The organism is Streptomyces sp. NBC_01450 (assembly GCF_036227505.1).
Classification (GTDB): Bacteria; Actinomycetota; Actinomycetes; order Streptomycetales; family Streptomycetaceae; genus Streptomyces.
In genome coordinates, this window is sequence record NZ_CP109480.1 from 7,936,662 (window position 1) to 7,962,665 (window position 26,004).

The following is a 26,004-nucleotide window of genomic DNA, read 5'->3' on the forward strand; positions in this document are numbered from 1 at the left end:
GCATTACCTTGGTGGGGCAGACCTCGAACCCCGGTCTGCCCCACCGGTGTGTCCCAGGGCTGGCAGATGGACGTCAACGGCAAGCGGACTGACGCGACCGTGCTGGTCGTGGACGATGTGGCGGCCAGTCGGTACGCCATGAGCGCCGTGCTGCGCCGCGCCGGTCACCAGGTCGTCCCGGTCGCCACCGGCTCCGAGGCGCTCGTCGAACTCGACGTACGGCTGCGCAAGGGCGCCCTGCCCGACGTGGCGCTCATCGACGTGGACCTGCCGGACATGAGCGGCTTCGAACTGTGCCGTCGGCTCAAGGCCCGGCCGCACATGGCCGGCCTGCCCGTCGTGCACTTCTCGGCCGCCGCCATGGCTCCCGGCGACCGGTGCCGGGGCCTGGACGTGGGCGGCGAGGCGTATCTGACGGTGCCCGCCGAGCCCGAGGAGATCGACGCGGTGGTCCGGGCCGCCGTGCGTTCGGCTCGGCTGCGCGCCGACGACCAGGCGCTGGCACGGCGGCTGACGCGGCTGGCGGAGACGGTCGTCGCCATCCAGACCGCGCGCTCCCCGCAGGAACTCGCCAACGCCGCCGCCGACGGCGCCGCGCGCCTCACCGGCTCTCCCGCCGCCGTCTTCGTCCTCGGCCCGGACGACGAGCTGTACCGCGGCACCTCACGGGACCGTACCTCGCTCGCGATGCCCGACGAGGGCGCTCACCAGACCGTGGCCGGTCTGCTCCGACGGCTCGTCCGCGGGCAGTCGGGAGTCCAGATCACCACGGTGCCCGCGCCGCTGTGGCCCGCCGGGTTCTTCCGGCCGGGAGTGCAGCACGACGCCCGTATGGCGCTGATCCCCATCCAGGAGGGCCGGGCCTCGGTGTGCCTCGCCACGCCCACCCGCGGCGTGCGCCGGGTCGACCCCGACGACGAGGCGCTGCTGGCCCGGCTCGCCGAGGCCACCGCGCTCGCCGCCGAGCCGCTGCTCATGTACCAGGTCGAACGGCATGTCGCCCTCACCCTCCAGCGCAGCTTCCTGCCCCAGCCGCACCGGCTGGCCGAACTGCCGGGCGTCGACGTCGTGGTCCGGTACGTGCCCGCGTCCCAGGAGACGGAGATCGGCGGCGACTTCTACGCGGCCCTGCGCACCGACGAGGGCGTGCTCACCGCGGTCGGCGACGTCGTCGGGCACTCGCTGGAGGCGGCCACCGTCATGGTCGAGATCAGGCACGCGCTGCGCGCCTACAGCGTCGACGAGAGCGACCCGGCCGTGCTCGCCGAGCGCCTCGACCGGATGCTCCAGCGCTACCACGCCGAGGTCACCGTCACCGTCTGCCTGGTCCTGGTCGACCCCGCCACCGGACGCACCCGTATCGCCAACGCGGGCCACATCCCGCCGCTGATCGTCCGGGACAGCGGCAGCGCCGACTACGCCAAGGCCGCCGGCCCACTGCTCGGAGTGGGTCTGCCCCACCCGCCGCCCACGGAGCTGTTCCTCGAACCCACCGACCGGCTCCTCATGGTCACCGACGGCCTGATCGAGACCCGGGGCACCGACCTGGCGGTGTCGATGGAGCACCTCCGCGCGGCCGCCATCGGCGCCCTGCCCGGCCTGGACGCCCTGTGCGACACGCTCCTCGCCTGCTTCGGCCACGACCGCGAGGACGACATCGCGATGCTGGCGCTGCGACTAGGGTGACCGGGAATCCCTAGAACAGGAGTGCCCATGCCGAACATCACCGTCGAGCATTCCCCGGCTCTCGACCACGTCGACTGGCGCGCCTTCGCCCTCGCGCTGCACCCGGTGGTCGTCGAGACCGCCGCCGCGAAGATCGAGGCGTGCAAGACGCGGACGCTGCGCACCGAGGACGAGGTGGTGGGAGCGGAGGCGGACCCGGACGCGCACGCCATCGTGCACGTCACGCTCGCCCTGCTGGCCGGCCGCACCGAGGAGACCAAGGCGAAGCTCACCGAGGCCACCCTCGAGCTGCTGCGCAAGCACATCGATCCCACCGACGGGCTCACGCTGCACGTGTCCGCCGAGGTGCGCGACCTCGACCCGTCGTACCGGAAGTACGTGCAGTAACCGCTATGAGGCGACCGGGGGTGAGGCCAGTGCGAGCAACCGGACGGCGAGGTCGGTGAACGGCCCGTCGCCCGGCTCGCCCTTGAGCGCCTGGTGCAGCAGCGCGCCGAGTTCCTCGTCGTGCGTGGCGCTCACCGCCGCCAGCGCCGCGAAGTCCTGCACGAGCTGCACCTCCAGCTCGCCGCGCGGAATCCGCCGCCCGTCCAGCCAGATCAGCGCCGTCGACTCGACGAGCGAGATCCAGGAGCGGATCACCAACTCCAGGCGGGCGGGCGGATCCTCGATCATCAGATGCGACAGGATCTGGACGTACGCGGCCTGCCGCACCGCGTCGACGAGCGCGTTGGTCTTCGAGGAGCCGACCGCGGGACCGCCGCGCATCAGCGCCGCGAAACCGGGCCCGTGGTCGTCCACGAAGTCGAAGAACCGGCGCATGACCCGCAGCAGCCGCGAGCCCAGCGAGCCCTCGTGCGGTTCCACGAACCGGCTCGCGAGATCGTCCGAGGCGCGCTGCAACGCCGCCTCGTACAGGCTGAGTTTGCCGGGGAAGTAGTGGTAGACCAACGGCCGCGAGATACCCGCGGCCGAGGCTATCTCGTCGATGGAGACCTCGTCGGGTGAGCGTCGGCTGAAGAGGTCGAGGGCGACGCCGATCAACTGCTGCCGCCGCTCCTCGACACCCATCCTGCGGCGTACCCGGGTTGTCATGCGAACACCTTACCGATCGAATCCGGCCCCGAACGGGCCGGTCCGGCCATGGTCGTTCACAGGTCCCACACGATGCGGTCACCGCGCGCCTTGGCAGGTCCCGCGGAATCCCTGCTCGCCATCAGGCTCCCGGACCTAGCGCAGTCCGCTGACCGTCCGCCCGTCCGTCAGGGTTCCCTCCAGCCCGGCCTGATCCCCCTGCTTCGTGCGTACGGCGAGCAGCGCGCCGCGCGCCGACCCGCTCACCCCGCCCGTCGTGCTGATCGAGGCGGTGTCCTTGCTGCCCGCCGCGAGGAGGTACCAGTCGCCCGTGCCCGACTTCCACAGCACGCCCGCCAGCACATGGGGGTCACGGGGGCCGCACGCGGGCGAGTTCTGGGCCTTCGCCGCGACCGCGCCGTACGGCCCGCCAGGCGTGTGGAACTGCGCCAGGACACGGGTGCCGTCGCCCCGCCAGGTGTCGGCCCGGGTGCACACCCACGCGGCCTGCCCGCTCGCGTCGGGCAGCGGCTGCTGCGCGTACTGCCAGGCGTTCACGGACCGCACGCCCTCGGAACGCACGGCGGCCAGCGAGCAGGCGAACGGTGCCCAGTTCCGCAGCGCCGCCGGGCCCGCGGCCTCGTGGGGTGCGGCGGGCGGTCCCGAGGTGAGATGGGCCGGGATCAGCTCGCCGAGGTCGGTCAGCAGGTGCGGGCCCGAGGTGTCGGTCACCTCCATGACGTTCCACGAGGTGCAGCTGCCGGTCGGGGCCGGACCGGCCAGCGGGGTGCTGACGCCGTCGGCCGAGAGGGTGAGGGGCGTCGGGCCCGCGGTCGGCTTCAGCAGGTCGCGCTCGGCGGCCTTGGTCACCCAGGGGGCGGTCAGATAGCGGACGTTGCCGTCGGCCCTGTCCAGGACGAGCGCCTCCGCCTCGGCACCGGTCGCGCCGTCGACCCGGGCGAAGTCGAGGGCCGCGCCACCCGTGCCGTCGCGCGGCTCGGCGTACCGGGCGATGCGCAGTCCGTCGTAGAACAGCACCACGCGCGCCTGGTCCACGTCACCGGCGTACAGCAGTTGCGGTGGCCCGGCCGGGGCGCCCGAGGGGGTACCGGGCGTGGCCGAGACCTGCACGGACTCGCCGGGCCGGGCCCAGACGGCGAGCGCGCGGCGCAGCAGCGCGGTGTCCCCGGCGAGGTTGCCGCGCGCGGGCCAGACGGAGAAGTCGGTGCGTGCGGACGACCGCCACGCCGTCGGGGCGATCCGTGTCAGCCTCCCGGGGTCGAGGGCGGCCTCGGCGGCCGGGTTCTGCGCGTACGGCGGGGCCGCGGCGCCGTCGGGTCCCCAGCCGCCGCTGGGCAGGGCGAGCAGCGCGCCGCAGACGGCCGCCGCGACGCCGGCGGCGAGCGCGGCCTTCATGTGCTGCCTGCGCCGCATCAGGTCGGTGGGCCGGGCGTGCAGCGAACAGGGGTCAAACTCGGGGGACAGGAGCAGGGCGTCCTTGGCCTCGACGCCGCCCGCCTCCTTCAGCGCCGCGCCCGGATCGTCGACGCCCGCCGCCGTCAGCACCTTGCGCACGTCGGACTCGGGCAGCCTTTCCAGGCCGCGCAGGACGTACGCCGCGCGGGCGGCCGCGGACAGGGCCGACAGCCGCTGGTCCAGGGCGAGTTCGTCGGCGCCGCCCGAGCGCGGGAAGAGCCTGAGGCCCCACACCTGGGGCAGCAGCGGCGGCAGTTGGGACCGCTTGGGCCAGGCCGCGCGCCGCAGCGGTACGCCCGCCTCCAGTGCCGTACGCACGACCTGGAGGCGCACCAGGGCGTAGCCGAGGTCGCCGTCGCGGCCGGTGGCCTGGGCCGGGATCAGGGTGGCGGTCCTGCGGCCCCGGGGCAGGGCGCGCTGGGTGAGGGCGTGCGCGGTCAGTACCCGCCGGTTGCGGCCGAGGCTCGGCGGCAGCACCAGATAGGCGAGCCGGACGAGCCGCGGGTAGTGCTCGACGAGGGCGGCCTCGGCCTGCTCGACGTCGACGACCGGTCCTGGGGAGGCTGCGGAGCGCTGGGCTACATCCTGTGACTGCACGTTCAGCAAAACGAGCGAATCGGTCGATGGTCACCCCGGGGGCAGGAAGCCCGGAGGGGGCGCGTTCCGCCTCCGGGGCCAGCGTTGGTCGAGTGAGGTTCGCCATCGACCCCTGTTGACGCCCTCCCCCGCCAGAGGCGGGAGATTCCGGTCCGCACTACTAGACGAGTCATTCCGATGTGGTCAGTGGTCATAAGCGATCAAGGATCGTATGACGGGCTGGCCGGTCTTGTGGTTGTGCCAGATCGCGGCGGCCATCGCGAGGATGCGTTGGGCGACGCGGACGGCGACACCTTCGAAGGTCCGTCCACCGTGCCGTTCCAGGTCGAGCTGGCCTTTGAGGGTGTCGTTGACCGACTCGATCAGCTGCCGCACCGACTTCAGGAGGCTCTCGCCCCTGCGCTTCTTCTCGCGCTTGAAAGAAGGACGCAGCAACTCCGCGCCCCGGAAGGCCAGATCGGCCTCGAACTCCTTGGAGGCGAAGCCTTTGTCTGCGATCACCAGCAGGCTCGGCCGGTCCGTGGACAGGTGCGGTTCGCGGTCCAGCATCGCCGACAGCACCTCCCGCTCATCCAGTTTCGGGTTCGCCAGTGCCCACAGGATGGGCATCCCGGTCGGGGTGCATACCAGGAACAGGCGCAGGCCCCAGAAGAACCGGGAGTGCGAGGCGCAGTACCCGTATCCGGCCCAGCCGGCCATGTCCGACCGCTTCACCGTCGGACGCGAGCGGCCGCACTCCACCGGTGTGGAGTCGATGATCCAGTGGTTGTCGAACCAGAAGTCCGTATCGACGGCCAGCAGTCGTATTGCCCTCTTGACCAGTGGCAACGCTGCCCGCAGCCGCTTGTTCCAGCCCGGCTGCCTGGGCACGTACGGGAACATCGCTCCCAGTCGGGAGTCCACGAACCGCAGCCAGCGCGACTCCGAGGTGAAGCCCAGCAGCGCCTGGGCGACGGCAAGGGTGACCAGCTCAGAATCCGCCAGCTGCGGCGGTCGGCCAAGCCATCGGCTACCTCCGATCTCGTCGTCGATCTTCACGTACAGTGCGGTCAGCAGGGCGTCTAGGTTGTTCGTCACACAACGATCTTGGACGCCCTGTCTGCGTTCCCAGACACACCGTCAGCATTCGGAATGACTCGTCTAGTGCCGCGACAGGCAACGTTCGCCCCGTCCGGCGGTAGTCCGCCAGCTGTGCTGATCGGACAGCATGACCGTAGCGTGAGTTGATCGACTTCGGAGCCTACGGGCTTACGAGTGTGCCGGTTTCCGCTCCAGGGCGTGACGCAGTGGGCCTACGTTCGACTGAACTGTTCTTGGGCGGCGCGTCGATCACCGCCCGGAAGTCCGCCGCGTCCGCTTCTTCGTAGTCGTCGAACGTGGCCCAGGCCGCCGCCGTACGCTCTTCCCAGTCTTCGGTCACGGCCACACCTTCGCACGCACGTGCCCGTTGCGGCATCGGCACTCCCACAGGGTGTCTTTCCGTCCGTAACGGGGGCGATTGAGCACTTGGCGTGCCGGAGCCGTATCGAAGGCCAGGGCCCTCGCCGGGGCTCCCCACGGCGTGGGCGCCGACAGGCACCGGAGGAACGTATGAGGTTGACACGCGAAAAGCTGAGCGGGCACGGTCTGGCGGTCGTCGCGGCCGCGGCCCTGCTGGCGCTGACCGGCTGCGGCGGGTCGGGTGGCGGGGGAGGGACCAAGAGCGACTCGGCCGACCAGGTCCCGGCCACCGCGACCGGCAGTCTGGAGGATCTGGCGGCCGAGGTGAAGTGCAAGCCGAGCATTCAGACGGATGCCGACGAGATCCGTCAGGCGATCTGCAAGAACCCCGACGGCAAGTTCGTCCTCGCCACCTTCGCCACCGATCGCGGCCAGCGTGAGTGGATCAACGACGCGAAGGACTACGGGGGGTTCTATCTCGTCGGTGCCAAGTGGGTCGCCGTCGCCGACCAGAAGGTGGTCACGTCGCTGCGCGGCCAGCTCGGCGGGACCTTGGAGGAGGGGGTCTCGCACCACTCGGGCGGGAGCGGTGGTGGGGGAACCGAGACCGCGCACTCCGGTCACAGCGGCTGACCGCGCAGGATCTGGGGTAGGGGCTCCGATCGGAATCAGCGCCCGGCTCGCGACGCCCGGCACACATGCTCGTGGCGTTGCCGGAAGGCCCTCGTAGCTTCTCCGCTACGAGGGCCTTTTGGCGCCTTGCGATCGTACGCACCGGGCGCCGTGAGCTGATCGGACTCTCGTTCTGTTCGGAGCTCCAAGCGAAGGCCGGCGGCGGGAGATCCCACCGCCGGCCTTCTCAGTGCCGTGCTAGTTCTTCGGTGAAGCGACTACTGCCTTCGGTGAAGCGACTACTACCTGCACTGCTGGCCGGAGTTGACGCAGTTGGCGATCTTGTTCGCCAGGCCACCGGTCGTGACGCTGATGAAGTCGTCGTGGTCGGTCGCCGCCTTGTGGAGCTGCTCCGGGAAGCCGTCCACCGCGTACGCGTTCTTCACCACGCCGTTCTGGATGGTCGGCGGTGCGATGTTGTACGTCAGGCGCATCGTCAGCTGCGGGATCGCCTTGAAACCGTTGCCGCAGACACCGCTCGCGGGGTCGGCGAAGGCCACGTGCGTGCGGTGGTTGGCGCTGTCGATGTTCTGACCGTCCCAGCAGCTCTGGAAGGCGAACGTGCGCACCACCTTGCTGCCCTGCGGGCAGATCGGGTACTGCGACGTCAGCTGGACCTTGTTCTCGAAGCCGGTGCAGCTCCAGTGCGCGTTGGCGTTCGCCAGACCGTTGGTCGTGGTCTTGGCGTCACCGGTGATGATGCGCAGGAACTGCGGCATCGCGACGACCTTGCTGGCCGGGTTGCCCACGTACTTGATCTGGGCCGAGACGGGGGTCAGGATCTTACCGACGTTGCCTTCCTTGCCGCCGCCGTCCTTGTTCTGGTCGAAGTCCTGCGTGCCGTTCTGGATACGGACCACGGGCCAGTAGTACGACGACAGGTCGTTCTTGTTCGCGCAGCTGGTCCCGCCCTGCAGGAACGTCTGGTTGCTGGAGAACGCGTTGACCTTCTGGTTGCCGACGTAGTCGTGCAGGTGGTGCGCGCCGTTGGTCACGCCGGGCGCCACGATCACGTTGTCGGTGTTGAAGTTCTTGTTCGCGTTCACACCGCACTGCGTGGTGAACGTACCCCGCGAGGCGTTGGCGCCCTTCTGCGGCTTGCCCTGGACGTTCGCCGCGACCTTGGTGATGTCGACGAAGTCGGCTGCGACGGGGCCGTTTCCGGCCTGACCGCCGATGTTGGCCGGCGCGCTCGCGCTCGGAGCCGCGCTGGCCTGGGCGCCACCGTTGTTCTGCTGGCCGCCGTTGTTCTGGCCGTTGTTCTGCTGGCCACCGTTGTTCTGGCCGTTGTTGTTCTGCCCGCCGTTGTTCTGGCCACCGGCGGTGGTCTGAGCCTGGGCGGCGGTGGTGCCGGTGCAGGCGGCGAGACCGTCCAGCGTGGTGGGGGCGGCGGCGCCCACCCGCGTGAAGTCGATCTTGATTCGTCCGATGACCGCGTTCCGCTTTTCCTGGAGCGGAGACAGGATCGCGTTCTGGACGAAGCCCGCGTCATTGGCCTGGGCCTGACGCGACGAGGCCAGCCGGGCGTATGCCTCGGTGATCTGCTTGTCGAGCGTGGCCAGCTCCGCGTCGACATTCGACTTGGCGTTGGCGGGCACGTTGGTGAGCTTCTGCCCGATGTCGGGGCAGGAGATGGTGGCGACCTGGGCGGCGGCGGCCTTGACGGTGTTCGGGCTCGAGTTGGTCTCGTGCGCCGAGGCGTAGAAATTCGCCCAGATCAATCCGCCCCCACCGATCGCGAGCGCCGCGGATGCGGCAACGGCGCGAACAGCCAGTGGCGAACGTCGTTTGCGAGTGTTGCGTCCCATGGAACTCCTCTGACTTCCTTGCGGGGCATCGAGGCGCCCGACAGGAGTGAAGCGGCGTCCATCAGTACGCAGGTGACTCCTGAGGCGTTCAGAAACCCAGGAAAATCTTAGAAGTTCGTGAGGTCATTTCCGGCGCAATGGGCTCAGAAGTGCATGTTTTTCGGGGAGTTGATCTCGAAAAACAGGTTTGAATGATATTCAACGGTGTCGGTGGCCCCTCTCTCACGGTATCCATCCGCTGCCGCTCGGTGTTCCCTCAGTGGCCGCCGCGATCCAAATACGCCAGTACGGCGAGTACGCGCCGGTTGTCGTCGTCGGATACCTCCAGCCCCAGTTTGGTGAAGATGTTGGAGGTGTGTTTGGCGATCGCCCGTTCTGTGACCACGAGTTGGGCCGCGATCGCCGCGTTCGAGCGCCCCTGCGCCATCAGTTCGAGCACCTCGAGCTCGCGCGGGGTGAGCCGCCCGAGCGGCCGGCCGGTGTGCGAACGCCGCGCCAGCAGCTGCTGGATGACCTGCGGATCCATCGCGGTCCCGCCCGCCGCCACCCGCCGTACGGCATCGATGAACTGCTCCGCGTCGAACACCCGGTCCTTGAGCAGATAGCCGACCCCGCCGGTGCCGTCCGCGAGCAACTCCCGCGCGTACAGCTGCTCCACGTGCTGGGAGAGCACGAGCACCGGCAGCCCCGGCCGCTCCCGGCGGGCCTGGAGCGCGCACTGCAGCCCCTCGTCCGTGTGCGAGGGCGGCAGCCGTACGTCGACCACGGCGACGTCGGGCGCCAACTCGGCCAGGGCCCGGGTGAGTTCGGGCCCGCTCTCGACGGCGGCGGCGATCTCGAAGTCGTACGCCTCGAGCATCCGGACCAGCCCGTCGCGCAGCAGGAACAGGTCTTCGGCTAGGACAACGCGCAAGGGATCTCCATGGTGACCATGGTGGGACCGCCCGCGGGGCTGCTGACGGCCAGGACGCCGTCGAATGTACCGAGCCGTCGCTCGACCCCGGTGAGCCCCGAGCCCGCGCCGACCCGGGCGCCGCCCTCCCCGTCGTCGGTGACGGTGATACGGAGCATTCCGTCCCTGTGCTGGAGGTCGACCCAGAGGCGCTCGGCACCGGAGTGCTTGACCGCGTTGGTCAGTACCTCGCTGACGGCGAAGTACGCGGCGGACTCGACGGGTGCCTCCGCGCGGCCGTCCATGTCGACGTCCACCTCACTCGCGAGAGGCAGCCGAAGCGCCAACGCCCTTACGGCGTCGCAGAGTCCACGCTCGGCGAGCACGGGGGGATGGATACCCCGTACGAGGTCGCGCAGCTCGGTGAGCGCCTCGGCGGAGGACCGGCGGGCCTGGGTGAGCAGCCGGCGGGCCTTGGCCGGGTCCTTCTCGATGAGGGCGTCGACGGTCCCCAGATCCATCCCCATGGCGACCAGTCGCGCCTGTGCTCCGTCGTGCAAGTCCCTCTCGATACGGCGTAGTTCGGCAGCCGACGTGTCCACGGCGGCACGGCGGGTCTCGGTGAGGACGCGGACCCGCTCGGCGAGTTCGCCGTCGCCGGAGGCGAGAACGGAGCGGGCGAGGAGGAAATGGACCCGCAGGAGGGCGGGGGAGAGGAAGTAGGAGGTGACGAGGAGCGCCGCGCCGAGTACCCCCGCGAGGAGGGCGGAACCCTGCCCCGACACCGGCACGAAGCCGTACCACCACCCCACGTGGGTCCCGTCCGTGAAGACTCGCCACAGGCCGGCCGCCAGCGCGAAGCCCTCCAGGGGGTAGAGGAGGAGGGCGGCGGGCAGCAGCGCGGTCACGAACCCGGCGGTCATGTCGACCACCAGCCAGCCGAGGTCGCGCCAGGTCGCCGGGTCTCCCAGCATCCGCAAGCAGCGCGTCCATGGGCTCAGACCCGCGGGCAGACTCCTGTACGTGGACGGAATCCGTATCCCGCACCACTCGGCGGCGCTGATCCGCCGGCGGTCCGCGAAGGCCCGTACGCCGGTCAGGACCCAGGGGGTCGTGACGATCCCCACCCCCACGGGCACCAGCAGGATCGACACGACGGAGAGCACGAACAGAACGACCGCGCCGGTGAACCCCCCGACGGCCAGCACCAGCCCTCGCCCCCCGGCGACCAGCACTTCCGGCCCGCGTGCCCGTATGCCCCTGCCGCTCCACATCTCCATACCGCCAGTCTCGCCGACCCACCCCGCACGGTCACTGGGCCGAACCCCCGGGCGGAGGGTGGTGCCAGGTGCACCCCCGATCGGCCTGAAGATGCGGGGCGAAGCCCCCGCTCCAGGGGCGCGGGGAACTGCGCGACCAGCCCCCACGCACCCGCAGCGAAGAACACACCCCGGGGGGGTCTGGGGGCGGAGCCCCCAGGGATGGGACGGGTAGGGGCGGCGGGGGCGAGGACAAGGAGTGGGGTTACTGGGCGAGCACCTTGGCCTCCACGTCCGGCGGCAGCCCCACCGGCGGGCGCCCCGGCCGCTGAGGGGCCACCCCGCCGATGTCCTGGAGCCAGGCCCACGTGTCCGCGACCGTCTCCGCGACGGACCGACACCGCAGACCCGCCTCCACCGCCCGGGAGACATCCGCCCGATGAAGAGCGTCATGCATGTCGGTCCCCACCGGCACCCAGACCGGCAACTGCGTCCACGGCTGGATCCCGGCGTCGAGGACCACGGAAGGCTCGGTCCAACGGAGTTCCGCCCGCGCCCCCGTGACGCGAACACACGCGTCGAGCAGCTCGCCCATCGTCGTATGCCCCTGCGGACTCATCAGGTTGCACGCCCCGCTCACCCCCGCTTCCGCCGCCCCGAGAATCCACTCCGCCAGGTCACGGACATCGACGTACTGGAGGGGAAGCGACCGGGGTCCGGGCGCGAGCACGGGGCCGCCCCGGGCGATCCGGGTCAGCCACCACGGCAGTCGGCCGATGTTCTCGTACGGCCCGAGGATCAGCCCGGACCGTACGAGCAACGAGCGCTCCGCGCCGAACGCGGACACGGCGGCCAGCTCGCCGCCCAGTTTGTCCTGCGGGTAGTCGGTCTGTTCGGCGTCCTCGGACGCCCCCTCCACGAGCGGCGCGTCCTCGGCGTAGTCGGCGGGCGGAGCCCACGCGTAGACCGAGCAGCTCGACACGTACACATACCGCCCGGCCCGGTCGGCCAACAGGCGTGCCGTGTCGCGGACGGCCCGCGGCGCCGCCGACCAGGTGTCGACGACGACATCCCACTCACCCTCGGCGGAGGCGTCGGCGAGCGCCGCGAGCCCGTCCGGGGCGGTGCGGTCGCCCAGCAACGACCGCACCCCGGCGGGCGGTTCGCGGTGCCCCCGGTGGAAGACGGTCACCTCCCAGCCACGGCCGAGCGCCGCCTCCACCACGGCCCGCCCCGCGAAGTCCGTACCGCCCAGCATCAGCAGTTTCTTGGGTTTCATACGGACGACTCTGCCCGCACGGTCCGCCGGGCGGAACGGGAATCTGCTGACAGAAGAGTCGTTGAGCGGCGGGGTGGGTCAACGCCCCGTCGGAGGCGCGTACTTGTACCCGACCCGCCGTACCGTCTGGATCGCCTGCCGGTGCTGCGCCCCCAGCTTGCGCCGCAACCGCGCGACGTGGACGTCGACGGTCCGCCCGTCGCCCACGTGCCCGTAGCCCCACACCGTGGTGACCAACTGGTCACGGGTGTGCACCCGGTGCGGATGCGCGACGAGGTGCGCGAGCAGCTCGAACTCCAGGTAGGTGAGGTCGAGCGACTGCCCGTCGACCTCGGCGGTGCGCTGCACGGGGTCGATGCGCACGAGCGGGTCGGCCCCGACGGCGGCGTCGGCGGGGGCCGGCGAGTTCGGGACGGCGACCGGCAGCGGGGGCTGCTGGTCGGCCGGTACGAGGACCAGGTAGCCGATCATCGGCGGCTGGCCCGGCAGTACCGGCAGGGTGTGCGGGGGAGCGGGCAGCCAGGTGGCGCCCGGCGGCAGGAAGTCCGCGACGTCGGCCACCTCGTCCCGGTGGACGGCACGGAGTCGGTGCCGTGCGGGGGTGGGCACGGGTGCGGAGGGGGCCGCGACGGATGTGAAGGAACGAGTGGTCGCCATGAGAGGTCAGCTCTTTCGCGCGAGAAGTTCGTCGGGAAGGTCGACGACCGCGAGTTCGTGGTCGGGGCCGTCGAGGACGTACGTCGTGCGCGCTGGCCGAAGGCCGGGGTGTACGGCTTTAGAGGGCCCGCGCGTTCGTCGCGCGGCAACACACCCGGTCGAAGTCGTGATGCTGACGGGACGGCCAGAAGGGCTCCAGGTCGGGGCGACCCGTCGCGGTGTACCTCTGGAAGCTGGCCATGTCTCCATTGAAGCAGACACCGGGGCCGGGCAGGAGAGTCCTCTCACAGGTCGGACGCGTCCTTGGCGTGAACTTGACGTCGTTCTACGAGGTCGCCGTCGCGACGCGAGGAGGCGCCCACCGTGACGGTGAGCGCCTCCTCGTTCGAGTGCGGGGCGGATCAGACCTGGCCGGCCTTCTCCAGGGCGGCGCAGCAGGTGTCGACGAGCAGGCGCGTCACGACGTACGGGTCGACGTTGGCGTTCGGGCGGCGGTCCTCGATGTAACCCTTGCCGTCCTTCTCGACCTGCCACGGGATGCGGACCGAGGCGCCACGGTTGGAGACGCCGTAGGAGTACTCGTTCCACGGGGCGGTCTCGTGCAGGCCGGTCAGGCGGTCGTCGATGCCGGCGCCGTAGTTCTTGACGTGGTCGAGCGGCTTCGAGCCCTCGCCCAGCGACTCGCACGCGGTGATGATCGCGTCGTAGCCCTCGCGCATCGCCTTGGTGGAGAAGTTGGTGTGCGCGCCGGCGCCGTTCCAGTCGCCCTTGACCGGCTTGGGGTCGAGGGTCGCGGAGATGTTGAAGTCCTCGGCGGTGCGGTAGAGCAGCCAGCGGGCCACCCACAGCTGGTCGGAGACCTCGAGCGGCGCCAGCGGGCCGACCTGGAACTCCCACTGGCCGGGCATGACCTCGGCGTTGATGCCGGAGATGCCGAGGCCCGCCTTGAGGCAGTTCTCGAGGTGCGCCTCGACGACGTCACGGCCGAAGATCTCGTCCGCGCCGACGCCGCAGTAGTAGCCGCCCTGCGGGGCCGGGAAGCCGCCGACGGGGAAGCCGAGCGGGCGCTCCCCGTCGAAGAAGGTGTACTCCTGCTCGATGCCGAAGATCGGCTCCTGCGCGGCGAACTTCTCCGCCACCTCGGCGAGCGCGGCACGGGTGTTGGACTCGTGCGGCGTCATGTCGATGTTCAGGACCTCGCACATGACGAGGACGTCGTCACCGCCGCGGATCGGGTCCGGGAAGACGGCGACAGGCTTGAGTACGCGGTCCGAGGCGTGACCCTCGGCCTGGTTCGTGGAAGACCCGTCGAAGCCCCAGATCGGCAGCTCGGCACCCTTGGCTGATTTTTCGGAGTCCGCCAGTATCTTCGTCTTGGAACGGAGCTTGGCCGTCGGCTCGGTGCCGTCGATCCAGATGTACTCAGCCTTGAAGGTCACGGGCCACATCCTTCGGGGTGTGTCTTTGGGCGCACTGCGGGTGCTGCGGCGCTGCGGCACTGGGGCGCCGCGGTACTGCCCGGCAGCCTGTCAACAGGCGATTTCCCGATCATTGCTCGAATGTGAACCCCGTGTTACCGGGTACCTCTGTGCTGCGACTCACTCGCCGAGAGCGATTCGCGACCGCTATCAGCGGCCCGTTCGCGAAGCCCGCGATCATACGCGTCGGCCCATCGTGATCCTCCCGGCCCCGGTCGCGGCGGCTCGTATGCGATGGGTTTGCGGGCGCGCACCGGGCTCCACCTCTATGTGCCGGTCGTGCCTCGGCGTACCGGTCGCGCCTCGACGCGCCGGTCCCGCTGTTCGTGGCCGCGAACAGCGGGACCGGCACGCCGCGCCGGGTGGCGGAGTTCCTCAGCCGTCAGTCTGAGGCGCTCACCCCACCTTCTCGATCCGGGCCCGGCGGATCAGGAACTTGCCCGGCTCCCGGACCTGCTCGAACGCCGCGTTGTTGAGCAGTACGCAGCTGCCCGACACGGAGGTGACCTGCACGGTCGTGGACTTGTTGTTGTCCAGGTTCGTGACCTTGAGCTTGGTCCCGGCCGGGAACTGGTTGCTGGACGCGGCCGGGGCGCCGGCCTCACCCGAGAGGGTGACGGTCGAGCCGTTGCAGACCTGCTGGCCGGTGGCGGCGCCACCCCCACCCGCCCCCTGTGCGGGTGCGGTGGTCTGCTGCTGCGCGGGCGGGGTCTTCGCCGGCTGGGCGGACTGCGCGGGCTGCGTGGTCTGGGAGCCCTGAGCCGACTCCCCAACCGCGCAACCGGACGCCTTCTGCTGCACCTTGATCTGAGCGATGACCGCCTCGCGGTTGGCGATGCGTGCCGTCGACTGCGCGTCGGGATTGGCCCGCTGGCCGTCGATGAACTTCTGGTTGTTGCCGAGGGCGGTGGCGAGCCCCTGGCAGACCGTCGAGTCCGCGGCGGACAGAGTCCGGGCGTTCGAACTCGGCGCCGCGTTCGAGGTGGCCGCCATGGCGAAGGCGCCGCCTCCGGCCACGGCCGCGGCAGCGGCCAGCAGCGCGACCTTCTTCTTGCCGCTGAGAGTTCTCCTACGCGACATGCGCGCCTCCTGTCCGTGGCCGCCTCCGTCGGTGGCCTGTCGTGATCCGTATGCCGCTAAGTACGAGATCCCGAACAGGGTTGCTCAATGGTCGACACCAGTCATTGAAGTGGCCTGGATCACACGGGGAGTTGGCCGGGGAGGCGGCGGAGAGGACGTGCGCCGAGAAAACCGGGACCACCGCGCCTCTCGGGACCACCGCGCCTCTCGGGACTACCGGGACTACCGGGACAAGGCTTCCCGTACCGCTTCCTCCGTGCGTGCCACGACGGCCGTCCCGTCGTCCGCCGTGATGATCGGGCGCTGGATGAGCTTCGGGTGTTCGGCCAGGGCCTTGATCCACTGCCCGCGCGCGCTGTCGTCCCGCGCCCACGACTTCAGCCCGAGCTCCTTGGCGACGGCCTCCTGCGTCCGGGTGATGTCCCACGGCTCGAGGCCCAGCCGGTCCAGTACGTCCCGGATCTCGTCCTCCGTGGGTACGTCCTCCAGATAGCGGCGGACGGTGTACTCCGCACTTTCCGCGTCGAGCAGGCTGATGGCGCTGCGGCACTTCGAACAGGCCGGATTGATCCAGATCTCCATGCCGTACACGTTACGCGAGACGCCCTTTTCCACTGGCGTCACGCCACCCCCAAAGGCCCTGTGGCCAGGGGCTTTTGTCAGTGCCGGGCGGTAGAATAGAAGCAGTGTTCGAGGGTGTCGCCGGGGGGTCCGGATGGCGCCCTGACCGCGACAGGAGGATGCCTGTGCCCGCTGCCGCACTGAAGCCGCTGCCCACTCAGTCCACGTCCAAGAGGGCGGTCCTGATGGACCTGCCGTACGAGCCCGTGACGAAGCGCCCGCTGCCGCCGGGGCGGCCTCGCGAGTGGTACGTCACGCACAACCGCCGGCTCAAGGCGATGCGTCTCGCGATCGCTCTGCTCGATTCCGGTGTGTACGTTCCGAACCAGGCCCGCGACGAGAAGATCCGCAGCACCGCGGAAGCGATCGGTGTTCATCCGCCGTCGGACACCACGTGCCACATGGTGCGCGCGCTGATGCGTTACGCGCGCTGATGCGTTACGCGCGCTGAGCGCCGGGGCGGCGGGGCGGCTTTCCTCGCCCCCGCCGCCCCTACCCGTCCCATCCCGAAGATGCGGGGCGAAGCCCCGCTTCAGGGGCGCGGGGCTGTGACATTGTGCGGCTCCGCCGCGTGGGCGCGACCAGCCCCCACCCACCCGCAGTCGGTCGGCCTCACCCGATCGACGCCCCTGGCATGCGTACGCCCTGCTCACAGCCTTGACTGAAACGGGAATCCACAGCGGAACGTGGGGAGACGACATGGCGCGGCACGCGACGCAACGGATACGCGGGATGCGAGGGCTCGGCGTTCCGGGGGCGGGGGCTCTCGTCCTCCTTGTGGCCGTCGGCGCGTCCCTGACCGGCTGTTCCAACGGCGCCACCCCTTCCGACGTGGCCTCGTCCCTCGCGTCCGAGGCGGGCAACGCCCTCGCCTCCGCGACCGCCGAGGCCGGGCGGAGGCTCGACGAGTTCAAGAGCGGCCTGGACGCCAAGGACGAGGTGAAGGTGGGCGACCAGGTGACCACCGACTCCGCGGGGCGGGCCACCGTCAAGGTCACCGCCACCAACCCGACGTCCTCGGCGAGGAAGTACGCGGTCCAGGTCGACTTCCGCGACAAGGGCGGCAACCTCCTCGACACGGTCGTCGTCACCCTGAACGACGTCCCGGCGGGCGCCGCCAAGGACGCCACCGCCCGCAGCAACCGGGCCCTCTCCGGGGACGTCACCGCCGACGTCTCCCGAGCCGTGCGGATCTGACGGCCGTGCACCGGAACGGCACCTCGGCCCCCGGAGTCTGAACGCGGCCAGCCCCGCGGTCGCTCAGCCGTACAGCTCGAACAACCCGGTCACATACGCCGTCAGCCGTTCGCCCAGCAGCTCGGGGGTCAGGTCCGTGCGTCCCAGCTCCCGCCACGGCACCGCGAGCTTCTCGGCATCGGGGGAGTAGGCGAGCGCGTCCAGCAGCCGCCAGTACAAGTGACTTTCGGCGTCGGCCGGCGGACGTCCGCCGTGTGCCTCGTACCGTGCGCGGAACCCCAGGCCGTACTCCTCCCCGTGCAGCAGCGCGAGGGCCGTGGAGCAGTGGGCCACGTCCAGGTCGGCGGGTCCCCACGAGGTCTCCACCCAGTCGATCACCCCGCTGATCCGCAGCGTGTCACCTACTCCGTCGAAGAGCACGTTGCCGGGATGGAAGTCCCGGTGCAGGAAACACCCTTCGTACGCCGGGGGTTCGCGCCGGATCACGTCCACGGCCCGCTCCCACAGCGCGCCCCGGGGCGTACGGACGCGTTCGGGTGAGGTCCATGCCTGGTAGGTGCGCGGACGGTCGGCCGGAACCACCGCGTGGATACGGGCCAGTTGGCGGGCCAGCAGGTCGATGCGGCGGTCCAGGTCCTCCTCGTCGACCCGTACCCCGCCCGGCAGCGAGGACATCAACAGGGAGGGGTGGTCGCAGTGTTCGGCGGCGGCGTCGACGGCGCGCAGCTCGGGCGTGGGCACGTCCTCGTACGGGGCGAGCAGGGTGAGGACGGATGCCTCGCGGGCCAGCAGGCCGGGCGCGTGCCGGCGGTAGAAGGGCTTCACGAACGACCGCAGCACCAGACCCGTACCGTCGTCGAGGGTGAGCCGGCGCATCTGGGAGCTCCAGCCGCCGCGCAGGGCCGTGGACTCCCGGATGCTCCTGCCGGCCGGAAGCTGCTTGGCCACCCAGCTCCGGGTCGCGGTCCACCCGCGCTCGCCCAGTCCCAGGAGCACGGAGTCCACGAACCGCGCCCGGTCGGCGGAGTGTTCGCGCAGCCACAGGCCCAGCATGTGGTCGGCGTCGGGGAATTCGAGCCGGGTGAACTGGGCACGGGCGGTGAGCGCGTCCGTCACGGCCTCGGTGACGGCGGGCGGGATGACGGCGTCCGTGCCGGGTACGGCGAGGACGGCACGGCCGTCGTACCCGCGCAGCACATCGAGCGCGGGGGCCTGCCGCCAGCTGTCCGGCGCCCGGATGATCTCACTGAAGCGCCCGGCGCCCTCCCCGAACGGAACCGGCCAGGCCTCGGCGCCGTACACCGCGGGCGCGCACAGGCCCAGCGCCACCACGCGCCGCCCGTAGTGCCCGGCGAGATCGGCCACCGTCTGGCCGCTCATGCTGAATCCGACGAGGATCAGCGGACCGTCCGCCGGGACCGACGCGTCGATGACGGAGACGGCCTGCTCGAAGCGTCGGCGCAGGCTCAAGTCCTTGAGTTCGCCCGAGCTTTCGCCGTGTCCGGAGAAGTCGAGGGCGAGGCCCCGGCAGCCGCGCGCCACGAATTCCTCCAGCAGCGGGAGCAGGCGCTCCTTGTTGCCGACGCCCGCGCCGTGCAGCAGGACGACGGTGGCCGCGGTGCCAGGACCGTCGTCACCGCCGCCGCCGACGCAGCTCAGTCGTTCACCGTCATGATCGTGTGCGAAGGAGGCGAGCATCCCCCCATTTACCCACGCCCGCTCTTCCACTCTCCACGTACCGACGGCCCCGGCCCGGTCACAGGCCGGGGGCGCCCCAGATCGGGAACCAGCGGCTGAGGTCCTGCTCGATCCGCAGATCGTCCGCGAGTGCGGCCTTGACCTGCAGTTCCAGCGCGTTGTCGCGTCGTTGGGTCTCGCCGGCCAGCGGCGCGAAGGGATAGAAGGTGCCGCGCTTGTAGAGATAGACGAGCCCGAGCCGTCGCGGTCCGCCGTCCTGGAAGCCGGCCACGGAGCAGAGCAGTTGCGGTCCGAAGCCGCTGCCCTCCAGCGCGCTGTTGACCGCGTGCAGATCACTGACCAGCGCGGGCAGATCGTCCGGCTCCCGCCGCGAGACCAGCCACGAGTACCCGTACTCGTCCCGGCTGACCTCCACCGGCGGGCCCGTGCGTTCGGCATCCGCGTCGAGCAGCTCCTGCACCTCCCGGTGTGCCTGGGCGAAGGCCCCGCCCTCGACGCTCGCGAAGCACACCGCGCCCGTCCCGGTCGGCTTGAACCCGGCGGCGGCCTCCAGGGTCACGGCCGCCGACGGCAGCCCGAAGAGCTGGTCGAGATCGGGCGCGACGGCCTTGGTGCGCCCGAGCAGGATGTCCAGGAACCCCATACAGTCGGCTGCCTCTCGGGAAAGGACGATAGGGAAACGGCTCAGGACGGGTCAGGCCGTGTTCTCGGGAGTCGCCGCCTCGCCCAGCTCCGCCGAGATCCTGCCCAGTTGTTCGAGCCGCTGCTCCAGGCTGGGGTGGGTCGAGAAGAGCTTCGCGATCCCCGGTTCGGCGCCGAGGGCCGGCGTGAAGTAGAACGCGTTGAACGCCTGTGCCGTCCGCAGGTCCTCGGTCGGGATCCGCGCGATGTCCCCGGAGACCTTCGTCAGCGCGGACGCCAGCGCCGAGGGCCGGCCGGTGAGCAGGGCGGCGGACCGGTCGGCGGCCAGCTCGCGGTACCGGGACAGGGCCCGGATGAGCAGGAAGCTGATCGCGTACACGGCCGCGGAGACGGCCATCACCGCCATGAAGATCGCCACGGTGTTCTGGTCCTTGCGGCCGCGCCCGCCGAAGAGCTGAGAGTAGAAGGCGAACCGCACGATCAGCCCGGCGATCACCCCGAGGAAGGAGGCCACGGTGATCACGGCGACGTCCTTGTGCGCCACGTGCGACAGCTCGTGGGCGAGCACGCCCTCCAGCTCGTCCGGCTCCAGCCGCCGCAGCAGCCCGGTGGTCACGCAGAGCACCGCGTGATCGGCGTTCCGCCCGGTCGCGAACGCGTTCGGCATGTCGATGTCCGACACGGCGACGAGCGGCTTCGGCATGTCCGCGACGGCACACAGCCGGTCGACGACCCCGTGCAGCTGCGGATACTCCTCGCGCTCCACGATCCGGCCGTGCATCGCGTAGAGCGCGATCCGGTCCGAGAACCAGTACTGCGCGCCGAGCACCAGGGCCGCGACGATCACGACGAGCACCCAGGACTTCAGCAGCACGATCAACGCGGCGACGAAGGCCACGTACAACAATCCGAGCAGGAACAGCGTGACCGTCATGCGCATGGTCAATCGCGGATCGCTCCGGAAACGGCTCTGCATGTGTATCACCCCCGCAGTAGGGCACTCGTCCCACTGCCCAGTGTGCACCTGCGGATGCCCATGAAGCGGTTCCGAAGAGCCCTAGGAGGTGCAAAGGCAGCCTGTGGGATTTCCGTGTGTTCCCGGGTGCGCCCGGCACCCGTCCGCACCCGTTCCCGCCCACGTTTCGGCGCCCCGTTCTAGTCCAAGATGCTGAGTGGTCGATCACGGACTAGCCTTTACTCGCGACCAGCTCTCAATGAAGAGAGCCGCGATTGGGGTACGCCCGCTCGACGCGTCGACGGTTTGAACGTACTCCTCGTACTCGGGCGAGCACCGCGCCGGACCAATCCACTGCGGTCGCGGCCATCTGCCATCCGTCTCGCGCCCCCGAAAGACGGCACGAGAGGGTGGAAGGAGGATTCATCCATGAAGGCACAACGCGCCAGGCGCTTCTTCGCTGTATCCGCAATCGGCGTTCTGATGGCCGGTGGCGCCGCGGTCGGCGCAGCAGGCACGGCCTCAGCAGCCGCCCCGGCTCAAGCCTCGACGCAAGTCATCACCCATGGCTGTTCCAACTGGGGTGGCCGGGGCAACTGTGGCTTCGGCTTCAACAACGGCTTCGGCTTCAACAACGGCTTCAACACCGGCTTCGGCTTCAACAACGGCTTCGGCTTCAACAACGGCTTCGGCTTCAACAACGGCTTCGGCTTCAACAACGGCTTCAACAACGGCTTCAACCGTGGTGGAGTCGTAGTGATTGTGGTTCCCTGACGGACCACGTGCGAGGGCCGCCACCTGTACTCACAGGTGGCGGCCCTCGGCGTTGCGTCTGCCGTGCTCTTTAGACGCCGTGCTCTTTAGACGTCGTAGTAGAGCTCGAACTCGTGCGGGTGCGGACGCAGCTGCAGCGGCGCGATCTCGTTCGTGCGCTTGTAGTCGATCCACGTCTCGATCAGGTCGGACGTGAAGACGTCGCCCGCGAGCAGGAACTCGTGGTCGGCCTCGAGGCGGTCGAGGACGGCCGGCAGGGAGGTCGGGACCTGGGCGACGCCCGCGTGCTCCTCGGGAGCGAGCTCGTAGAGGTCCTTGTCGATCGGCTCGGCCGGCTCGACCTTGTTCTTGATGCCGTCGAGGCCCGCGAGCAGCAGCGCCGAGAAGGCGAGGTACGGGTTGCCGGAGGAGTCGGGCGCACGGAACTCGACGCGCTTGGCCTTCGGGTTCGAACCGGTGATCGGGATACGCATGGCAGCGGAGCGGTTGCGCTGCGAGTACACCAGGTTGACCGGGGCCTCGAAGCCGGGGACCAGACGGTGGTACGAGTTCACCGTCGGGTTCGTGAAGGCGAGGAGCGACGGGGCGTGCTTGAGGATGCCGCCGATGTAGTAGCGGGCGGTGTCCGAGAGGCCCGCGTAACCGGCCTCGTCGTAGAACAGCGGGTCGCCGTTGCTCCACAGCGACTGGTGGACGTGCATGCCCGAGCCGTTGTCGCCGAAGATCGGCTTCGGCATGAAGGTCGCGGTCTTGCCGTTGCGCCAGGCGACGTTCTTCACGATGTACTTGAAGAGCTGGAGGTCGTCGGCCGCGGCGAGCAGCGTGTTGAACTTGTAGTTGATCTCGGCCTGGCCGGCGGTGCCCACCTCGTGGTGCTGGCGCTCGACCTGGAGGCCGGACTTGGCCAGCTCCAGGGAGATCTCGGCACGCAGGTCGGCGAAGTGGTCGACCGGCGGGGTCGGGAAGTAGCCGCCCTTGTAGCGGACCTTGTAACCACGGTTGTCCTCGAGGGCACCGGTGTTCCAGGCGCCGGCCTCGGAGTCGATGTGGTAGAAGGCCTCGTTCGACTTGGTGTCGAAGCGCACGCTGTCGAAGACGTAGAACTCGGCCTCGGGGCCGAAGAACGCGGTGTCGGCGATGCCGGTCGACGCGAGGTAGGCCTCGGCCTTCTTCGCCACGTTGCGCGGGTCACGGGAGTACTGCTCGCCCGTGATCGGGTCGTGGATGAAGAAGTTGATGTTGACCGTCTTGTCGCGGCGGAAGGGGTCGACGCGCGCGGTGGACAGGTCGGCGCGGAGCGCCATGTCGGACTCGTGGATGGCCTGGAAGCCGCGGATCGAGGAACCGTCGAACGCGAGCTCCTCGGCCGGGTCGAAGGCCTCGGCCGGGATCGTGAAGTGCTGCATCACGCCCGGCAGGTCGCAGAAGCGGACGTCGACGAACTTGACGTCCTCGTCCGCGATGAACTTCTTGGCCTCGTCGGCGTTCTGGAACATCCAGCTCCTCCTACTCCCGCCCACAGTGGACCGGGGTGGTAGTTCGTTCGTGCGGCCAGTGCGGTGGCACACGCTGGAGCCGACCATAGGGATGGGGGATTTCTCCAGCGTGACCCATTTGTTTCGCCCAAGTTAACCGACCCGGGGCAGTCGGGCCCCTCCTGTCCGTATGCCAAAACGGGCGCAGTACCGTGGACGGGTGGACAATAGGCAAGCAATCGGATCGTGGCTCTCCGGACCCCGCGCGGCCATGGAGGACGCGGGTGCCGACCTCGGTTACCGGGGCAAGCAACTCGGCCTGCCGGAACAGGGCCCCGGCTCCATCGCCCGCCCGGGCCGCCGTCTCGGCGCCCTCGCGATCGACTGGGCCCTGTGCCTGTTGATCGCATACGGACTGCTCACCCACGGCTACAAGCCGGGGGCGACCGGCAACTGGGCGCTCCTCGTCTTCTTCGTCCTGGGCGTCCTGACCGTCGGCACGGTCGGCTTCACCCCGGGCAAGCGCCTCCTCGGCCTGCGGGTCGTCCCGGAGGGCGGCGGCCACCTCAACCCGCTGCGCGCCCTGCTGCGCACCGCCCTGCTGTGCGTGGCCGTCCCCGCCCTGATCTGGGACCGCGACGGCCGCGGCCTGCACGACCGCCTGGCCCGCACGATCGAGGTCCGGATCTAGCGTCCTTCCAGCAGGTCGTACGACGATGGGGGCGCCCGGAGTGATCCGGGCGCCCCCATCGTCGTAACTCTGCTCAGAGGAGTGTCAGCGGGCCTTCGGTCCGCCGCGCGGCATCCGCATGCCCTTGGGCATCGGACCCTTCGGAAGGGGCATGTTGCTCATCAGGTCGCCCATCGCGCGCAACCGGTCGTTGGTGGCCGTCACCTGCGGGCCGGTCAGGACGCGGGGGAACTTCAGCATCGTCGTGCGGAGCTTCTTGAGCCCCACCTGACCCTCACCGGTGCCCACGAGCACGTCGTGCACGGGCACATCGGCGACGATCCGCGCCATCTTCTTCTTCTCGGCCGCCAGCAGGCTCTTCACCCGGTTCGGGTTGCCCTCGGCCACCAGCACGATGCCGGCCTTGCCGACCGCACGGTGCACCACGTCCTGGCTGCGGTTCATCGCCACCGCCGGAGTCGTGGTCCAGCCCCGGCCGATGTTGTCCAGCACGGCCGCCGCGGCGCCGGGCTGGCCCTCCATCTGTCCGAAGGCGGCTCGCTCGGCCCTGCGCCCGAAGACGATCGCCGTCGCGAGGAAGGCGAGCAGAAGGCCGAGAATGCCCAGGTAGTACGGGTGGTCGATCAAGAGGCCGATCGCGAGGAAGACACCGAAGGTGACGATTCCGACTGCCGCGAGTACAAGACCGATCTTGGAGTCGGCCTTGCGAGTCATCTTGTAGGTCAGGGCGATCTGCTTGAGTCGCCCGGGGTTCGCAGCGTCCGCTGCAGTTTCCTTCCTCGCCATGCCACGAAGTCTACGTGGCCCGACAAGTGCCGACGACGGCAGTGTCCGGGCGGGCGGCGGCAGTGCCCGCACGGAGGGTCCGGCGACGGCTACGAACGCGTCGCCACGGACTCCAGCACGCGCTGTGCCTCGACCCGGTCCTTGGCGCGGCGGCGGTCCTCCAGGACGGAGGTCCAGGCGTTGCGGCGGGCGGTGCGCTGGCCACTGCTCATGAGCAGCGACTCGACGGCACGGAGTGCATCGGTGAACGACGGGATGGCGGTGGCGCGTACGGGCGCGGCCTGCATGATGGAGGTCCCCCCTCGGGATAGCGGCTCTGGACGGGGCGGTACGTGGCGTAAGACCAGGGTCACTGATTGGTGTTACCAGGGCGTGACCGACCGGTCAAACACCAATGAAGCCTTGATGCGTCGGGCCTCCGTCCTGACGCCGTCCTGACTCCTGTCCCCATCTGCGCGGACAGTCGGCAGCGCGGTGAATTGGCCACATTGTGAGGGGAGTTGCTTGTGCGCCGATTCACACGCGAGCGGTGGCACTGAGTGCCACCGCTCGGGTCTTACGACGTTTCCAATTGTGTCGCCCGCACTGGTCTGTACGGGTGTTCAGACCGCCTGCGAGGCGACGTACGCGCCCCGCTTCTCGACGGCCATCTGGTACAGCCGGCCGGCGCGGTACGAGGAACGCACCAGCGGGCCCGACATGACACCGGAGAAGCCGATCTGCTCGGCCTCCTCCTTCAGCTCCACGAACTCGTGCGGCTTGACCCAGCGCTCCACGGGGTGGTGGCGCACGGAGGGACGCAGGTACTGCGTGATGGTCACCAGCTCGCAGCCCGCCTCGTGCAGCTGCGTGAGGGCCTCGCTGACCTCCTCGCGGGTCTCGCCCATGCCGAGGATGAGGTTCGACTTCGTGACCAGACCGTAGTCCCGCGCCTCGGTGATGACCTTCAGCGAGCGCTCGTAGCGGAAGCCCGGGCGGATGCGCTTGAAGATCCGGGGGACCGTCTCGACGTTGTGCGCGAAGACCTCCGGGCGGGACGAGAAGACCTCGGCGAGCTGGGCGGGCTCGGCGTTGAAGTCGGGGGCGAGGAGCTCGACCTTGGTGCGGCCCTCCTCGCGCTCCGCGGTCTGCCGGTGGATCTGGCGGACCGTCTCGGCGTACAGCCACGCCCCGCCGTCCTCCAGGTCGTCGCGGGCGACGCCGGTGATGGTGGCGTAGTTCAGGTCCATCGTGACCACGGACTCGCCCACGCGACGGGGCTCGTCGCGGTCGAGTGCCTCCGGCTTGCCCGTGTCGATCTGGCAGAAGTCACAGCGCCGGGTGCACTGGTCGCCGCCGATGAGGAACGTGGCCTCGCGGTCTTCCCAGCACTCGTAGATGTTGGGACAGCCCGCCTCCTGGCAGACCGTGTGCAGGCCCTCGCTCTTCACGAGGTTCTGCATCTTCGTGTACTCGGGGCCCATTTTCGCCCGGGTCTTGATCCACTCGGGCTTGCGCTCGATGGGGGTCTGGGCGTTCCTGACCTCCAGGCGCAGCATTTTGCGTCCGTCGGGTGCGACTGCGGACACATCGGCTCCCTGTAGCTTCGATTCTTCGGCGTACACCAGGGTACGCCCGTATGGTTCTCGGTCCCCGTGGTGGGCAACCTTGCGGACCGGGGGTGCATTCCCGGGGGCTCCGCCCCCGGACCCCCGCATCGGCCTGAACGGCCTCGTCCTCAAACGCCGGACGGGCTGAAGGATGCGCGCCAGCGCCCTGAAGGGGCGC

At 69.9% G+C, this 26,004-nt stretch carries 26 protein-coding genes; 7 read left to right on the forward strand and 19 right to left on the reverse strand.

Features of this window, described 5'->3' with window-relative positions; translation table 11 throughout:
* The first annotated feature begins 66 nt into the window (after window positions 1–66).
* Together OG568_RS35230 and OG568_RS35235 are read left to right on the forward strand one after the other, a co-directional pair.
* A complete protein-coding gene (locus tag OG568_RS35230; protein ID WP_329536551.1) occupies window positions 67–1,686 on the forward strand; it encodes a fused response regulator/phosphatase in 1,620 nt (539 codons plus the stop codon).
* A gap of 27 nt (window positions 1,687–1,713) precedes the next feature.
* Window positions 1,714–2,073, forward strand: coding sequence for a 5-carboxymethyl-2-hydroxymuconate Delta-isomerase (locus OG568_RS35235; RefSeq protein WP_266582144.1), 360 nt, complete (start codon window positions 1,714–1,716; stop codon window positions 2,071–2,073).
* A 3-nt stretch (window positions 2,074–2,076) separates the two neighbouring features.
* Here the strand turns inward: OG568_RS35235 and OG568_RS35240 are convergent, their stop codons facing one another.
* From OG568_RS35240 to OG568_RS35255, 4 genes are all read right to left on the reverse strand, one after another.
* A complete protein-coding gene (locus OG568_RS35240) occupies window positions 2,077–2,781 on the reverse strand; it encodes a TetR/AcrR family transcriptional regulator (protein WP_266624223.1) in 705 nt (234 codons plus the stop codon).
* Between the two features lie 135 nt (window positions 2,782–2,916).
* Window positions 2,917–4,833, reverse strand: a complete 1,917-nt coding sequence (locus OG568_RS35245) for a hypothetical protein (RefSeq protein WP_329534483.1) — start codon at window positions 4,831–4,833, stop codon at window positions 2,917–2,919.
* Window positions 4,834–5,016: 183 nt separating this feature from the next.
* Window positions 5,017–5,910, reverse strand: a complete 894-nt coding sequence (locus tag OG568_RS35250; protein ID WP_329534484.1) for an IS982 family transposase — start codon at window positions 5,908–5,910, stop codon at window positions 5,017–5,019.
* Window positions 5,911–6,073: 163 nt separating this feature from the next.
* Complete coding sequence (locus tag OG568_RS35255) at window positions 6,074–6,253, reverse strand: hypothetical protein (protein WP_329534485.1); 180 nt, start codon at window positions 6,251–6,253, stop codon at window positions 6,074–6,076.
* Window positions 6,254–6,423: 170 nt separating this feature from the next.
* Between OG568_RS35255 and OG568_RS35260 the strand changes: the two genes are divergently transcribed.
* Window positions 6,424–6,906, forward strand: a complete 483-nt coding sequence (locus OG568_RS35260) for a hypothetical protein (protein ID WP_329534486.1) — start codon at window positions 6,424–6,426, stop codon at window positions 6,904–6,906.
* 281 nt (window positions 6,907–7,187) lie between these two features.
* Here the strand turns inward: OG568_RS35260 and OG568_RS35265 are convergent, their stop codons facing one another.
* The 8 genes from OG568_RS35265 to OG568_RS35300 all read right to left on the reverse strand — a co-directional run bounded on the left by OG568_RS35265 (window position 7,188) and on the right by OG568_RS35300 (window position 15,980).
* Complete coding sequence (locus OG568_RS35265) at window positions 7,188–8,753, reverse strand: DUF1996 domain-containing protein (protein WP_329534487.1); 1,566 nt, start codon at window positions 8,751–8,753, stop codon at window positions 7,188–7,190.
* A gap of 256 nt (window positions 8,754–9,009) precedes the next feature.
* Window positions 9,010–9,666, reverse strand: coding sequence for a LuxR C-terminal-related transcriptional regulator (locus OG568_RS35270; RefSeq protein WP_266414585.1), 657 nt, complete (start codon window positions 9,664–9,666; stop codon window positions 9,010–9,012).
* Window positions 9,651–10,919 carry a sensor histidine kinase gene (locus OG568_RS35275; RefSeq protein ID WP_443077905.1) on the reverse strand — a complete coding sequence of 423 codons (1,269 nt, stop codon included), beginning with the start codon at window positions 10,917–10,919 and terminating at the stop codon, window positions 9,651–9,653. The genes OG568_RS35270 and OG568_RS35275 overlap by 16 nt, the downstream gene beginning before the upstream one ends.
* A gap of 250 nt (window positions 10,920–11,169) precedes the next feature.
* Window positions 11,170–12,162, reverse strand: a complete 993-nt coding sequence (locus OG568_RS35280; protein ID WP_266591058.1) for an NAD-dependent epimerase/dehydratase family protein — start codon at window positions 12,160–12,162, stop codon at window positions 11,170–11,172.
* 99 nt (window positions 12,163–12,261) lie between these two features.
* Window positions 12,262–12,840: a winged helix-turn-helix domain-containing protein gene (locus tag OG568_RS35285; protein ID WP_329534489.1), complete on the reverse strand. Its 579-nt coding sequence runs from the start codon at window positions 12,838–12,840 to the stop codon at window positions 12,262–12,264.
* Between the two features lie 401 nt (window positions 12,841–13,241).
* Window positions 13,242–14,279 carry a glutamine synthetase gene (gene glnII, locus OG568_RS35290; protein WP_329534490.1) on the reverse strand — a complete coding sequence of 346 codons (1,038 nt, stop codon included), beginning with the start codon at window positions 14,277–14,279 and terminating at the stop codon, window positions 13,242–13,244.
* 435 nt (window positions 14,280–14,714) lie between these two features.
* A complete protein-coding gene (locus OG568_RS35295; protein WP_329534491.1) occupies window positions 14,715–15,398 on the reverse strand; it encodes a hypothetical protein in 684 nt (227 codons plus the stop codon).
* 222 nt (window positions 15,399–15,620) lie between these two features.
* Complete coding sequence (locus tag OG568_RS35300; protein ID WP_266414599.1) at window positions 15,621–15,980, reverse strand: arsenate reductase family protein; 360 nt, start codon at window positions 15,978–15,980, stop codon at window positions 15,621–15,623.
* Between the two features lie 164 nt (window positions 15,981–16,144).
* Between OG568_RS35300 and OG568_RS35305 the strand changes: the two genes are divergently transcribed.
* Entirely contained in the window at window positions 16,145–16,453 is a 309-nt protein-coding gene (locus OG568_RS35305; protein ID WP_266414600.1) for a hypothetical protein, read from the forward strand.
* Window positions 16,454–16,718: 265 nt separating this feature from the next.
* A complete protein-coding gene (locus OG568_RS35310; RefSeq protein ID WP_266582137.1) occupies window positions 16,719–17,216 on the forward strand; it encodes a hypothetical protein in 498 nt (165 codons plus the stop codon).
* A 63-nt stretch (window positions 17,217–17,279) separates the two neighbouring features.
* Here OG568_RS35310 and OG568_RS35315 read toward each other — a convergent pair whose 3' ends face one another.
* Genes OG568_RS35315 through htpX form a run of 3 tightly spaced genes read right to left on the reverse strand, consistent with a single transcriptional unit; the run spans window position 17,280 to window position 20,532 of the window.
* Entirely contained in the window at window positions 17,280–18,914 is a 1,635-nt protein-coding gene (locus tag OG568_RS35315; RefSeq protein WP_329534492.1) for an alpha/beta fold hydrolase, read from the reverse strand.
* A gap of 58 nt (window positions 18,915–18,972) precedes the next feature.
* Window positions 18,973–19,557, reverse strand: coding sequence for a PspA-associated protein PspAB (gene pspAB / locus OG568_RS35320; RefSeq protein WP_329534493.1), 585 nt, complete (start codon window positions 19,555–19,557; stop codon window positions 18,973–18,975).
* A gap of 51 nt (window positions 19,558–19,608) precedes the next feature.
* Window positions 19,609–20,532, reverse strand: a complete 924-nt coding sequence (gene htpX, locus OG568_RS35325) for a zinc metalloprotease HtpX (protein ID WP_329534494.1) — start codon at window positions 20,530–20,532, stop codon at window positions 19,609–19,611.
* Between the two features lie 408 nt (window positions 20,533–20,940).
* Between htpX and OG568_RS35330 the strand changes: the two genes are divergently transcribed.
* Complete coding sequence (locus tag OG568_RS35330) at window positions 20,941–21,285, forward strand: hypothetical protein (RefSeq protein ID WP_329534495.1); 345 nt, start codon at window positions 20,941–20,943, stop codon at window positions 21,283–21,285.
* 86 nt (window positions 21,286–21,371) lie between these two features.
* On the opposite strand, the gene glnA is transcribed toward OG568_RS35330, so the two are convergent.
* Window positions 21,372–22,781: a type I glutamate--ammonia ligase gene (gene glnA / locus OG568_RS35335; protein ID WP_266414612.1), complete on the reverse strand. Its 1,410-nt coding sequence runs from the start codon at window positions 22,779–22,781 to the stop codon at window positions 21,372–21,374.
* A 199-nt stretch (window positions 22,782–22,980) separates the two neighbouring features.
* Here glnA and OG568_RS35340 point away from each other — a divergent pair, with 199 nt between their 5' ends.
* Window positions 22,981–23,451 (forward strand): RDD family protein, encoded by a 471-nt coding sequence (locus OG568_RS35340; RefSeq protein WP_329534496.1) that lies wholly within the window; start codon window positions 22,981–22,983, stop codon window positions 23,449–23,451.
* 84 nt (window positions 23,452–23,535) lie between these two features.
* Here OG568_RS35340 and OG568_RS35345 read toward each other — a convergent pair whose 3' ends face one another.
* The 3 genes from OG568_RS35345 to lipA form a co-directional block, all read right to left on the reverse strand.
* Window positions 23,536–24,237 (reverse strand): DUF4191 domain-containing protein, encoded by a 702-nt coding sequence (locus OG568_RS35345; protein WP_101405563.1) that lies wholly within the window; start codon window positions 24,235–24,237, stop codon window positions 23,536–23,538.
* 89 nt (window positions 24,238–24,326) lie between these two features.
* A complete protein-coding gene (locus OG568_RS35350; protein ID WP_054229278.1) occupies window positions 24,327–24,524 on the reverse strand; it encodes an SCO2195 family GlnR-regulated protein in 198 nt (65 codons plus the stop codon).
* A gap of 315 nt (window positions 24,525–24,839) precedes the next feature.
* Complete coding sequence (gene lipA / locus OG568_RS35355; RefSeq protein WP_266414638.1) at window positions 24,840–25,805, reverse strand: lipoyl synthase; 966 nt, start codon at window positions 25,803–25,805, stop codon at window positions 24,840–24,842.
* Window positions 25,806–26,004 lie beyond the last annotated feature (199 nt).